Here is a 12,925-nt window from a genome sequence, read left to right as displayed (position 1 = left end):
CCAATCACATCATTGGAATTGAACTACAAAAAGTCCTACCACTGTTTCTCTCTTGCGATACTGGAAATTGGAGACGGGAATTATGCGGAGGAGAGAGCTCGGAGTAAATAGGAAGGAGTGAAAGAGGCCAGCCCTTCTATGCGGAAACTGTTTGCCATTAATTAGTTACTGCTGAATGGTCTTGTCTAAGATTTTACAGGCTACTATGGAGTAACCTTATTCATGGTCCCACGGACGGTCGAACCTGTCTGTTGTATTGATCCATGTCTAGCCGTTGACCGGCCGCATTAGGACGAACCTCACGTCGATGATCGCTTCCATCCAAACCACCAAATTCAGGCTGCAGGTAGAAGGGCAATTTTTCACTTTGCTTATTGAATATTTCGCCATACGGAACTTCAGTTGTTGGCGGTTCAGATCCTTTGATTGTGGGAGGCGATTGGGAGTCTGAAGATTTAGGGGGTGCGCTGGAATTGTTAACTTCCATCATGTGCGGAATGGTAGGGTGTTTGGTCGGATTGGCAGATTGGCCAATGGTCAGATCGACATGTCCCATAAGGAGTGTACATAGCAAAAAACTCGTCATGATCACGTTATCTACTTTCTCTTTATGCATGAACATCCAGGCTAAGGTTCATTCGATATACTGTCTCTATATACAAAATCATTATAGCACGGCTTGTTCTTTTGTGAGATTTGGTGGATAACCATGTAATAATAGTACTTATTTTTGATATTGTGTAAATTATCAATATTCATGTCTGACCCTAAAATCTAATGTGCGTGTCCAACCCATATTCTAAAATGAAGTGCACCACTGTATCCTTATCTTACCTAAAAGCCACACAAGGAAAACCACTTTGTATTTTATTGGAACAGCTCAAAGAGCAATATTCCCAATATGGCTACTATAAAAACCCCAACAATAACGATGCATCCCCATACCCACCACGGCATTTTTTCTCTAGCATGTATAGATTGGAGCTCCAGTTGGATTTCAGCAACCTTCTCCTTGGCATGTTTATGGCGGAATAGTTTCTCAGCCTCACGAAACCTCTCTTCAGCCATGTCAATCTTTCCAAGGCTGCGGTAACACCGAGCACAATTTTGCAATGCCACACCAGCACGAAATTGACTCCCAACCTCACGAAACAAGTTGGCTGCATGGATCAGCTTTGATGCAGCATCCTCTAATTGATTCTGGGCCCGAAACACTTGAGCTAAGTTATTTAGGGCTTCAGCTTGGGCCATGGTATTGCCCGCCTCTCGGCTGAGTGTCAGGCTGCGCTCGTAAAGAGAAGAACTTTCCTGATAGTTACCCTTCTCCATGTAGGCATTACCTAGGTTACTATATACTTGAGCAAGTTCAAATTGTTCGCCAAGTGATTCCAGTAATCTGAGTCCCTCTTTGAATGTCTCAATTGCCTTATCAATTTGGCGCAGGTTGATATAAAGACGTCCAAGGCTGTTAAGAATTGTCGCATGTATGTAGCGATCTCCCAGACTCTCAGCAAGATCGATCGCACTGCGAAAGTATGCATAAGCGAATTCATACTCCTGGGCATCACGACATACAGCACCGAGATCGTGCTTGATACGAGGTATAATGGGAGCTCCCTCATTGGTAGACTCAGCGAGCTCTAGGCTTTGCTCATAGAGCTGCTTGGCGTCCACCAGCTTCCATGCTCGGTGTCGCAGATTCCCAAGGCGCATAAACGCAGCCGCTTTGCTGAGTTGAGGACCTTCGGTTTCTGTCAAGACGCTTTGCAAAAGTTCCTCAGCACGTTCTACCTGGTTGAGATCACCGGCTACTTTACCCTGGTTATAGGCCAGCCACGTTTTATGTTCTATCGAAAGTACTGGATCGTAATCATGTACCAGCCTGGCCAGTGTCGTGCATTCGTTGAATCGCCTTTGGTAACGCGCTCGTCCCGAGAGGCGTATGAATTCCTGAAACCCTTCAGCTTGATTGGCTCCGAGTAGGTGATACATACGCTTTCTAAGCAAGGTTTCATAGGCTTCCCCGTTGGCTTCCGTTTGTATCTCAAGTTCATGAGAAAAGTGCTCGGCAAGACGTGCGCTGCTTTGTTCAAACTCCTTTTTATCATCTCTGTTCAACCACCAGTTGAACAATTCCCGTCTCGTTTGGTCATGAAATGAGAGCACCTCCCCCTCGGGAATGATGAAGGAGTAACTGGCAAAAATCTCGCACAGTTGTTCAGCCTCATTGTCCTGCATGCTAGGAAATAGCACGCACAAAAGGTAGGGGGTAATCTCGTGAGGGATAGCAGAATGCCTAAGGATGTCGGCCTTTTTCTGTCCAAGCAAGCGTAGAAAGGGTTCAACTGTACTTTGAGAGTCACTTGCGCTCAGTAAGCGCTCAAAATCAGCGAGCAGTTTATTCGTGTCCACCTTAGGAATTTCGCATCATTTGCTCAAGAGCATCTACTTCCCTAGCAACCTCTATCGGTATACCCTTCGAGCTGTTTAGAATAGTGAAAGCTACCGCCTCTAGGCCCCTGACGTCAAGAACAATATTGCGGTTCCTTAGGTATTTAACGATGTCGCCCGGACAGAGAGGCTTGAGCCCAGCGGATTCGACAAAAAGTCTCCAATCCCTATCATCGGGTGGCGGTTTTCGACCGCATAAGACGAACTTGATGTTCGAGATGTCAGCTTGCATTATTCGTTCTAGGAGCTCTTCCCAAATCCACTTTTCTGTATCAAGCGACATCTTTTCTACAGCATCCATGAACACTACGAGTGGCTCTTGGTTAACAACCTGCGTGAGACATTCAATGAAGCGATTTGTCAACTTTTCACGTCGCTCAGGCTCAGATACAGAGAGATCCGAACGAGGTACAACAAACATGCTATCCTTAAAAATCACACCTGCTACATCGCCAACATTTGAATCCTTAATAGTGGCTCCACGCGCAACAGACTGGCTGGCACCAATGTTTAAATTTATCTGAAGTTTTGGTTGGTAACCCTCTTCCGTATAATATTTTATTAGATCAGTGAAATCATTGAAATATTCAACACCCACATCGTCTCGGATCTTGCGCATTACGGACATATAGTCTGGCGGGTTGTGATCCTTCCAAACTATCTCTGATTTCCTGAGCTTACGAGTTGCACACTCGTGGATCATACGCGCAAGTAAAGAAGTTTTCCCGATGCCTGCCTTGCCCCAAACGACCATAATAGGCTTATCGGTCTCGTCTAGCATCCCACAGAACCGACTGAGTTCTTCGTCACGATCGACAAACTCTGCCAAGCGCTTTTGTAAGATTCGTTCCAGCATGCCGAAGCTAATTCCCTTTATCAGTAATCTTAAGGCCCACAATGTCCTTTAACTTCGAACGCTGTATGTATGCTTCCTTAGCAACCTCCACCTCACCTAGGTTGTCAGGGACTTTGGTCCCTTTTACACCGGCAAAGTCACCAGCATCTACATCTTCCAATCTGAGTTTCTCACCCACTTTGGTGGCTGATAGAGAATGCGGCGTCTGTGCTCTCCGTCGTCCAAGGAGTTCCTCAATTATATCTAGTATTGATCCAACTTCATGCTTCCAATGCCTGGAGGGTAACACTAAAGCTTGGAACGCCAAGATCCGTTGCAGCACATCGGGCAGTTCAGTCGCCTTTGGTAGTGATGCGTTCCCCACCAGTACAGGTAGAATGGCAATTCCCTTCTCAAGAGCCGTAACAAGCTCGAAGCGCACAAGATCATCTGGATCGTCAAGCCTGAGGCCACCTGATGGATGCATCGCTTTACTCCAGCATGGACCGATAATGGCGACCAAGAGTTTGCAGGATATGATCCCTTTTTCTAAAGCGTGGCGCCATTCTGAGCTTGGCGTTATAGAGTCAAAATCAAAAAAGACGGACTCTTCCCCAAATGCCAACTGCAGAGTTTCAGTTAGGCGTCCAGCCCAACCCTCGCTGTCATTTCGACGATAACTAATGAATATTTCAGGCATAGCCATCCTTCTCATGTCATCATAAGTTAGTCCAGTCAGTGCATTAAGTCAGTTGATAACGTTTGGTTGTTATAACCTTCCTTGCGTATGCGAAGGTCGAAATAGATGAGTACCGGTACAAGGATAAAAAGTGCTTGTACTATCATTAGAGCGACTACTGAAATGCTTTGAGATGCTAGTAGTAGAGAGTTACCAAACACCTGGGTTACAAATTCTTGAGTGAACCCTATTAAGAGGCCAAAAACGTAAGAGATGCATATCATCGCGCACAAAGTGCCTAGAACATGCCAAAAGTGTCCTGAGACAAGAATCTTGCTTCGTTTTAGAGCATCTCTCCCCCACCCGCTTTCGAGGACAACCACACTTGAGGTCAATGCGAACCAGGTAAGAAAGGTCACGCCTGGTATCAGGAGAAACAAAAATCCTATCCCTATAACGACGCTGACAAGTAAATTCGTCACAAGAAGTCTTGCCCACAATCCATCTAATATCCGTCTGTAGGAATGATCGACACTTGGATTACGGCCAAGGCAAAGATCTCCTATGAATATGGTAAGAGCTCCGGTGACAAAAAATGAAAGTAGAAAAGTTAGTGTAAGGAAAAAAATATGCCACCAGTTGTGTCCAGTATTAGCTGCATAAAGGCCAAAGATCTGAATTGGGAGAATGGGGAGGGCGTATATGCCAATAATTTTCCAGAAGTGTTTCACATAAATATCGACTGCAGATCGGATAATCTGACCCACCGAACGTTCGACCAAAATATAATTTGCCATATTTATTTACTCCTACTTTACTACGACCTGAGACTACTTAAGTCTACTGTATCAACTTTAGCGTGATCAGGACTTGTAATCCTATTTCGAACTCCAGGTGACTAGCTTTTCTCATTTTTATACTTCCGGGTTTATCTGCTATTAAAAGGCATTGGAAACCCATGGCAACAAATCTCTGCATCAAGTGAAGTATTGAATTTTAGAAAAATTCATCAATAAATCAGTTTATTGCATCACCAAATTTTGCTCCGAAGAGTTAACTTAAAACTTTGATGCCTCCAAATAGGAACAAATATAGTCAGATTCTGCAAAAGAAAGACCAACAAAAAATGGTGCGAAGAGTTCGACTGGAAACAGTTTTTCAGCAGCGAATTGAAGGATATGCTCTTTAGCTAATAATAAATAGGGTAGGTGTTCTATATTAGTAGTGTATCTAAACAGATACGCTAGGTATCTATTCGGATAATTAGACTGAGTGATAAAGTGGATCCCATTCATTGGACAGAAATTCTGAGCTGCTAAGTGAAATCTTCTTCGGTATAGTGGTCTTCAATGAAAGGAGCAGAAGTTGGCCCGACGATCTCGACGGAATCATTCCTCAGCGTTTAAGGCAAAGGTGGCGTTAGCCGCGGTCAAGGGGGAACGAACTTTGGCTGAGTTAGCAGAGCACTTTGATGTCCATCCCAATCAGATCCAGGATTGGAAGAAACAGTTGGTCCTGAAGGCCGAGCATGTGTTTGGTGCTGGGCGGGAAGAAGCGGCGACTCAAGAGCAGCTCCAACAGAAGCTTCATGCCAAGATTGGGCAATTGACGATGGAGAAGGATTTTTTAGCACACGCGCTCGGGCCCGGCCGATGACCGAGCGCAAAGCGATGATCACCTCGCAGCCAGGGCTCTCGGTCACCCGCCAGTGCCGGTTGTTGGCGGTGTCTCGGTCGAGTGTGTATGTTCGTGTAAGCTTCCCCTAATCGAGGACAAGTCAAACGTAGAGCTTTCTGGCAAAATAGCCCAGGAGGTTCTTATGAAACGGACTCGATTCAGTGAAACGCAAATCGTCGCCATCTTGAAGCAAGGCGATGCCGGCATCAAAGTCAAAGAGCTCTGCCGAGAGCATGGGATCAGTGATGCGACCTACTACAACTGGAAAGCGAAGTACGGGGGCTTGGAAGCGTCGGATCTGAAACGCCTCAAAGAGACCGAAGGCGAACTATCGAAGCTGAAACGGATGTATGCGGATCTGGCTCTAGAGAATCAGGCCCTGAAGGATCTGATCGAAAAAAAGCTTTAACGCCGACGGAGAAACGAGCGGCCATCCACACCATGCACGAGAGGTATGGAGTCTCCATCGTTCGTGGGTGTACCGCGCTCAAGGTGGCTCGGTCGGCGTATTATCAAGCTCCAGTTGATTGGCAAGTCCGTGATCAGGAAATCATTGCTGCCCTGAATCAGTTAGGGGAGGCGCATCCGCGGTGGGGCGTGTGGAAATATATCCGGCGGTTGCGAGCCCTGGGACATGGCTGGAATCACAAACGGATTTACCGCGTCTATCGGCAGTTAGGGCTCAATCAACCCCGTCGTACCAAACGCCGGCTGCCCAAACGACCCTCCCTCCCGGTGTTCGTGCCAGAAGATCTCAATGAGGTGTGGTCAGCCGACTTCATGAGCGATGCCCTCTATCATGGCACGCGGTTTCGCACCTTCAATATCCTCGATGATTTCAACCGAGAGATCTTGGCCATTGAGATTGATACCTCGCTGCGGGCCGAGCGGATCATTCGGGTCCTTGATCGTTTAAAGGCCGACCGTGAATTGCCTCATATGATTCGGGTGGACAACGTACTATAAGTTGAAGTCAAGGCCCCGTGCTGAGCAAACCTCGCTTGTGCTTGCGGGTACAACGACCAATCCTGAGCCCCCCATTCCCCGTTGGTCTTCCACGATTCTAAGAGGTGCTGTTGACCATAGTGATACAAGGTCCCTTTCTGGGCCTTCACCGTACTCAATACAACACGCAGCCCCCGTGGAAGCTCCCAGCATTATCTACGAGGTCACCATGTGCCTCGACGGCCCGAGTGAACGGAGTGTTCCACGGGGAGGAGTTGGCTCAAAGTAGGAGCGATAGTCGCTGTCGGTTTTGATGAGGCCATGAGCCACCCGCGCCATTTTGGCGGCCACGGCACACACGGCCTTGCGTTTGCGATCCGGATTCAGGGGATCGCTTTTGATCGCACGCGCATATTTCTGACGAAACGTATTCTCGCGCATGCGCACGGCGCCCTGCGCGGCCATCCAAAACGCATAACGTAAGCGGCCATTGCCATGCTTCGACAAGTGCGTCAGACTGCGGGATTGTCCGGACTGGTACGTACACAGATCAAACCCACAGTATTTGAGGAATTGCCGATGGTGCGGAAAGCGTCGGAGATCGCCGGCTTCGGCAAGGATGGTCAACGCGAGGATTGGTCCGACCCCAGGTAAGGTCCGCATGCGCTGATAATCCGGGTGAGGAGAAAGCGTCGGATCGGCTTGGGCTTCAATACTTGTGCGGAGCGTACAGAGGTGTTGATGCTCCGCGAGGATGACGCGAAACATGTGGATCGCCTCCGACTCCTCAGCCACCGGGAGCCCAATACTGTGCAGGGCCGTCTGATAGAAGTCCTCGAGAAAGCCGTGCTTGTTGACCTTGCGACCCACCACCGGGCCCGCCTCCTGGGCAAAGGCTTCACGGTTGTAGCGGGTAATAGCCGTAGGACACGGGAAGCGATGCAGGAGGTGCGTAAACCACTGGGCCCGGGAGTTCGTGAAATACCGTTCCGCTTCTGGAAAATAGAGCGGGAGGTAATGGGTCATGATACTGTGTTGCACTTGGACTTTTCGTTGGGAGATATGAAAATGGGTCTGGGCTAGCTCCTGGAGATCATTGATGGCATGGACCAACGGATCGTGATAATGCTGGGAAACGCCGGTTTTGAGCAGATGCAAGAGAACTTGGGCGTCTTTGGGATCATTCTTATCCCAGGAATTGTAGAGCGCCCTACGAGTGCGGGCCATGGCGAGCGAAGAAAGGAGCCGGAGCTCAAAGCCACACTGATGAAGATAGTGCCCGAGGGGGCGATGATAGACCCCGGTGGCCTCAAACCCAATCAAGACCTGCGTTCCCACAGTCGTGAGGTGTTGGCGGAGTTGGTCATAGTCGCAACGTGTATTGGCCATCCGCCACCGTTGCCGGAAACCGTCCGGACCTTCTATGAGGACTTTATGATGATGTTTGGCGATGTCAATCGCCACAAAGGTGCGTTCGGGGTGAGTGGTCGAGCAAGAGTCCATAGGATGTCCCTCCTGAAAAGAGTGAGTCAATCACTCTATTCTAAGAGATCTGATCGGCTTTGAGGCTTGCTTCCACTTATACTATGGGCCAGAGTTTCTCGCACAGGCGCTACAAGACTGGGGCCAGGAGAATCGCGTCCTCATCTACCACATTCAGCCCGGTCGCCCGACGCAGAACGCCTTCATTGAACGGTTTAATCGGACGTATCGGACTGAAGTCTTGAATCTCTATCTTTTTCGGAGTTTAGAAGATGTGCGGGAGATCACGGCCGAATGGATGACGATCTATAATGAACACCGGCCTCACGAGGCATTGCAGGGGCAAGCCCCCTGTAACTATCACAAATCCACTCTAGAAAACTCTATTTATGATTTGTCCGCTTGACGGGGAAGCTTACAAAAGCATTAACAAGCTTCTTCATGTGTCCTACTCCTAGTCTGTTCGTTCAAAAGAAATAACCATAGGATGTGTTGCTGTAGTCCCAATAACCCTACTCTTTCGAAAACTAGGCGTATAGTTTTTCTTTGGTCCAAGTTGAAACGTGTGAGTGCCCGTGATAACCTGGAACGGCCTATTGGTAAATCCTGCTGAGATTTCGTTCACTCTCACGATGCGCCTGGTAGGAAAGGTAACTTTAACGTATTGTTCCATATTAAGCCCTTTCGAGTATCAAATTTTTTAAGTTTAGTCATTCTTGCCAAAAACTCACACAAATATTAAGACATTCAATGGAATGTTTTGCCTTTTTTTGAGGGTAGTGATGTTTCATATAAAGGAAGACATCGACCTACACATCAGGAATGCCTATATTTGAAAGAAACTGTACGCTAATTTAGTTCATATGTTAGATCATCAGAAATCAAAGCCCGCACCAATGCCCATCAGCAAAAACACATTTCCTTTTTGTCCTGCAGGACCAGTCAAATTAAATCCAACGCCTATATTCAGGATATCTTCGAAAAATCCAAATAATAGGGCAGGTTGAATAGCAACATCATTCTGGTCAATCGGCTCGGAGGCAAATAAAGTTGGGGTAATAGAAAACATTGGAGCTGATAAATAGCCATTTGTATCTCTGCCAAAACTGGTTTGTCGGCATTCTTGTTTTATCTGACTAATATAGACTCTAGATTTTTCTATTTTCTTTATGGCGTCCTCGTACGACGTTAGGGCGGTAGTTAAACTGGCAATGTCAAGTAGGTCTTGAGCGGAAGGGCTGGTCTTGTTCTCCAAGGCGGCTAGTCTGTCCTGCTTTACCTCATACTCATCTTCTGTAAACGGTATGGTAACTGCTTGGGGAGCACTGGGAGTGGACAAAAAGTCCATTGGATTGCCGTTGGCATCTTTGATTGTAATTGGTCTATAAAAACGGAACGAAGCTCCGACGCCTAAAGCTTGATTTACTCCTGCTTTTTTTTTCCCAAAATCATAAATTATTAATTGAGTCGAGACGGAAGGACCGACGGACCATTGACCGAATCCCCCAGTTTTGAAGGATTGAATATCTCCATTCAAATGCAATGATCTATCAACACACACATCTACCCAATCCATATTGGCACTAGGAGGAATCTCTGCCAAAGTAGGCTGAACTGCTAAAGCACCTCCCCCTAGAGGAGAGGTCGATTTCACACCTTCTTCAGCCTGAGATACACATGGGAATAACATTAGTAGAATAAGGAAATTTAACCCAAGTAGGAAAATAATTTTGCGTTGCATTGATTCCTCCAAATTCTTTAATAGAATTGCAAAATATGAAACTAGGTTTTTGAGTGTTCTGAAGACCTGAATTTCACTTCAACTCTTCACACTTTCGCCCATATTGATCATCGTATTCCTGAATTGATCGTCTAAACATTTCAGTAAAGGCCTTGGCGCTATTAGGTCCCATGCATGTTCGTACTCGAAATTCTGGTGTTGTAGAATTCGAGGGTATTGGGCCAACGTCCAGGACAAATTTGTATGCGTCGTATCCGATCCGAAAGACATCCACGTAGATGACCGGTATGTCATTTCTTTGGACAGATTCTTCTTCGTTATTGGGCATAACCGTCCATCGTGCGTTATCGCATTGTCCTCGTATCTTTTTATGAATGTGGTATTTCTAATAAAACAAATGGTGCAAGATTGATGTGCAAAAGAACGAGCGAGCCTTCTTTAGATAGAAGTGCTTGAAAGGATTCAGGTTCAGAGAGTTTTTGACTAAGTTGCTCGGAAAGATATAGGGAAGATGTAACAGGAGTTGTGACGAGTGTTTGGTGTTCTGGTATACGAAACGTGCGCTGGACTTGTGGATAAGTATGTTTAGAAAACCATCGACGTTTATTTCAATCGCGCTATCTGTGGTGCTTTTGAGCCTTCAAGTGGTTGAAGAGGTGGGTTGTGAAATAGTCGTCTTGAACGGGTAAAGATGTGTAACAAAATTTGTGACAGAATTCTGTCATATTGTTACGAAATGTTACAGAGGGGGATGCACTAATGGGCTGAATTCCTCAGCTCCAAGAGTTTGCCATGGGTCTTTCTTAGGCTACTGTAATAATTGACTAACGGTGCTATATGCAGTACCATTTTAAAATGAAAATAGTTTTGGACACCAATGTTGTTTATGCTGGATTGTATTCTTCACGCGGAGCCTCCTATCAAATTCTCCGATATATTGAACAAGGGATAGTCACTATTAGTCTTTCAACGGCACTCCTGTTTGAATATGAAGAAATCTTAAAGAGAAGTAGGGCAACATTGAAGTTAACGGTTCGGGAAATTGAACAATTACTCGACTATTTTTGCCATGTGAGTGAGCACCACAAAATATTTTTCTTATGGCGTCCGTATTTGAAAGATCCGAAAGATGATCATATCTTAGAGTTGGCGGTGTCTTCTCAGACAGAAACGATTGTGACTCACAATATGAAAGACTTTCGAGATATTCGTAGTTTTGGAGTAAGAGCCATTACTCCGAAAACATTAATGGAGGAACTTGCATGAGCGCGTTAAACCTACGCTTACCCGATTCAATTCATAGGCATATCAAAGAGGTGGCAAAAAAAGAAGGTGTGTCGATCAATCAGTTTATTTCTTCGGCTGTCACTGAGAAAATATCTGCAATCATGACCGATGATTATTTAAAGAGCCGGGCAACACGAGGGAAGAGAAAAGATTTCAAAAGAATCCTGGCTCAGGTTCCGGATCGTCGTCCGCTTCCAGGAGATGAACGGTGAATCGCGCTACACGGTGGGACGTTGGTTCTTTAGTCAGTCCCGTGATCAAGGTTCACGTGTTTCTACTGTCTTCCAGTCACGACTTTGTCGATTCATGATCTTGTGTTGCACCATCTTCCGATAAAGCGTCATGCGGGACCATTGCAGTTTCTTGGCGGCTTTGGTTCGGCTCCATTTGGTGCTGAACAGCGTGGATAAAATGAGGTCACGTTCATTCTGGGGGAGTGCTTTGCATTCTTTGGCTTTCGTTCGAAACTGGGGCGGAAGGTCCATACATCTTGTGGTTGGTGTCGGCAGATGAATGAATGATGCTTCTATAAGATTTCTCAGTTCTCTAATGTTGCCGGGCCATGAATACTGCAGCAGTGTAGCGAGTGCTTCTTCCGTAAATTCTTGGACTTCCCTCTGGAATTGCGAATTGAATTCACGAATGAAATGTTCGGCCAAAGCGGGGATGTCTTCTTTCCGTTCACGAAGAGGAGGCAAATGAATTCGGGCCACGTTCAGTCGATAGAACAGGTCGGATCGAAACTGCTTGTGACCCATAGCCTGCTCTAGGTCCTGATTGGTTGCAGCGAGCACGCGGATATTGAGTTGATGCGTCTCCCGGCCACCGAGTCGTTGCACTTGCCGTTCTTCTATGGCTCGTAGGACCTTGGCTTGTGCCGAGAGTTCCATATCTCCGATTTCATCAAAAAGAATCGTCCCATCTTGTGCTTGTTCCAGTTTTCCTTGATTGCTGCGAGTCGCTCCGGTAAACGCGCCTTGTTCATGGCCAAACAGTTCGCTTTCCAGCAATGTTTCTGGAATCGCAGCGCAATTTATGCTCACAAAAGCTCCATCATGGCGATCGCTGTTCCGATGAATGGCTCGCGCAACGACTTCTTTTCCGGTTCCGGTCTCTCCAGTGATCAAGACGTTGCTCTGCGTCCATGCAATCCTTGCAATGTCAGCACGGACAGCTTGAATGGCTGATGATGTTCCGACAAGAATCTGAGTAAGTGCATCGTCATCTGATGATTTCTTTTCTTGCTTCACAAGGTATTGAATAGAGCCTTGATTGAGCCAGTACGTGACACGCTCTGAAAATTCCTCATGGGTAAAGGGTTCTTTGATGTAATCGTTAATGCCTGTTCGTAGTGCAGCCAGTGCAAGGTCTTCGGAGCTTTCTCGTGTGATGAGCAGAAGCGGAATAGTCTGGTCGTATGCACGGAGTTCTTTCCCGAGTTCAAGTCCACGAAATGCACGCGTGTGCGAGACATCAATAACGACCAAGTCAGGCCGACTTCCATTATGGAGCATGCCGTTACTTACCACCTGATGAAGGTTATGAGAAATTGTGATGTTGTAGTGCTGCGACTCGTGTCTTAAATGTCGATGCAGGTTTTTGTTCTGTTCCAGGATAAGCAACTGAGGTTTAGATTGGCCATAAGTTTCTGCTTGAGGGATAAGCACTCATCACCTTCCTTGGTTGATCAAAAAAACTAAGTGCAAGTATGAAACCGCTCGAGCGTTCAAATATGGAATCTGTAAAAGCTGAGATTCATGAGAGCTGGCATGCCGATAGGAGCATTGAAAGCATGGAGAAATAAAGGGATTATGTAACCTACAAAAGC

12 protein-coding genes and 2 pseudogenes are annotated in these 12,925 nt (G+C 46.5%); 6 read left to right on the top strand and 8 right to left on the bottom strand.

From position 1 onward, the window contains the following. Positions 1-220: 220 nt before the first annotated feature. From ACWQXP_RS01620 to ACWQXP_RS01600, 5 genes are all read right to left on the bottom strand, one after another. Positions 221-616: a hypothetical protein gene (locus ACWQXP_RS01620; RefSeq protein WP_454061083.1), complete on the bottom strand. Its 396-nt coding sequence runs from the start codon at positions 614-616 to the stop codon at positions 221-223. Between the two features lie 251 nt (positions 617-867). Next, on the bottom strand, positions 868-2,412 hold the full coding sequence (locus tag ACWQXP_RS01615) for a tetratricopeptide repeat protein (RefSeq protein WP_454061082.1): 1,545 nt from the start codon (positions 2,410-2,412) through the stop codon (positions 868-870). 1 nt (position 2,413) lies between these two features. Further along, entirely contained in the window at positions 2,414-3,307 is an 894-nt protein-coding gene (locus ACWQXP_RS01610; RefSeq protein ID WP_454061081.1) for an ATP-binding protein, read from the bottom strand. A gap of 7 nt (positions 3,308-3,314) precedes the next feature. Next, entirely contained in the window at positions 3,315-3,986 is a 672-nt protein-coding gene (locus tag ACWQXP_RS01605) for a toll/interleukin-1 receptor domain-containing protein (protein ID WP_454061080.1), read from the bottom strand. 35 nt (positions 3,987-4,021) lie between these two features. Further along, the gene (locus ACWQXP_RS01600) at positions 4,022-4,762 is read right to left on the bottom strand and encodes a hypothetical protein (RefSeq protein ID WP_454061079.1); all 741 of its coding nucleotides are present in this window, start codon (positions 4,760-4,762) and stop codon (positions 4,022-4,024) included. Positions 4,763-5,330: 568 nt separating this feature from the next. Between ACWQXP_RS01600 and ACWQXP_RS01595 the strand changes: the two genes are divergently transcribed. The 3 genes from ACWQXP_RS01595 (at position 5,331) to ACWQXP_RS01585 (ending at position 6,608) form a co-directional block, all read left to right on the top strand. Then, positions 5,331-5,621, top strand: a complete 291-nt coding sequence (locus tag ACWQXP_RS01595; protein WP_454061078.1) for a transposase — start codon at positions 5,331-5,333, stop codon at positions 5,619-5,621. 163 nt (positions 5,622-5,784) lie between these two features. Next, positions 5,785-6,051, top strand: coding sequence for a transposase (locus tag ACWQXP_RS01590; RefSeq protein WP_454061077.1), 267 nt, complete (start codon positions 5,785-5,787; stop codon positions 6,049-6,051). A gap of 32 nt (positions 6,052-6,083) precedes the next feature. Further along, positions 6,084-6,608 carry a DDE-type integrase/transposase/recombinase gene (locus tag ACWQXP_RS01585; protein ID WP_454061076.1) on the top strand — a complete coding sequence of 175 codons (525 nt, stop codon included), beginning with the start codon at positions 6,084-6,086 and terminating at the stop codon, positions 6,606-6,608. A 154-nt stretch (positions 6,609-6,762) separates the two neighbouring features. Here ACWQXP_RS01585 and ACWQXP_RS01580 read toward each other — a convergent pair. Further along, a pseudogene (locus tag ACWQXP_RS01580) lies at positions 6,763-8,090 on the bottom strand (IS110 family transposase). 85 nt (positions 8,091-8,175) lie between these two features. On the opposite strand from ACWQXP_RS01580, the pseudogene ACWQXP_RS01575 reads away from it, so the two are divergent. Next, positions 8,176-8,475, top strand: a pseudogene (locus tag ACWQXP_RS01575) (integrase core domain-containing protein); the annotation flags it as partial. A 468-nt stretch (positions 8,476-8,943) separates the two neighbouring features. Here the strand turns inward: ACWQXP_RS01575 and ACWQXP_RS01570 are convergent. Next, entirely contained in the window at positions 8,944-9,810 is an 867-nt protein-coding gene (locus ACWQXP_RS01570) for a hypothetical protein (protein WP_454061075.1), read from the bottom strand. Between the two features lie 867 nt (positions 9,811-10,677). Here ACWQXP_RS01570 and ACWQXP_RS01565 point away from each other — a divergent pair. Both ACWQXP_RS01565 and ACWQXP_RS01560 read left to right on the top strand, forming a co-directional pair. Continuing rightward, the gene (locus tag ACWQXP_RS01565; protein WP_454061074.1) at positions 10,678-11,076 is read left to right on the top strand and encodes a putative toxin-antitoxin system toxin component, PIN family; all 399 of its coding nucleotides are present in this window, start codon (positions 10,678-10,680) and stop codon (positions 11,074-11,076) included. Next, positions 11,073-11,309 (top strand): toxin-antitoxin system HicB family antitoxin, encoded by a 237-nt coding sequence (locus tag ACWQXP_RS01560; protein WP_447970202.1) that lies wholly within the window; start codon positions 11,073-11,075, stop codon positions 11,307-11,309. The genes ACWQXP_RS01565 and ACWQXP_RS01560 overlap by 4 nt, the downstream gene beginning before the upstream one ends. A gap of 45 nt (positions 11,310-11,354) precedes the next feature. Here ACWQXP_RS01560 and ACWQXP_RS01555 read toward each other — a convergent pair whose 3' ends face one another. Next, a complete protein-coding gene (locus ACWQXP_RS01555; protein ID WP_454061073.1) occupies positions 11,355-12,764 on the bottom strand; it encodes a sigma-54-dependent transcriptional regulator in 1,410 nt (469 codons plus the stop codon). Positions 12,765-12,925 lie beyond the last annotated feature (161 nt).

Source organism: Candidatus Nitrospira salsa (assembly GCF_965152625.1).
Note: the sequence above shows the minus strand (reverse complement) of the source record. Positions and strands in the feature narration are given on the sequence as shown.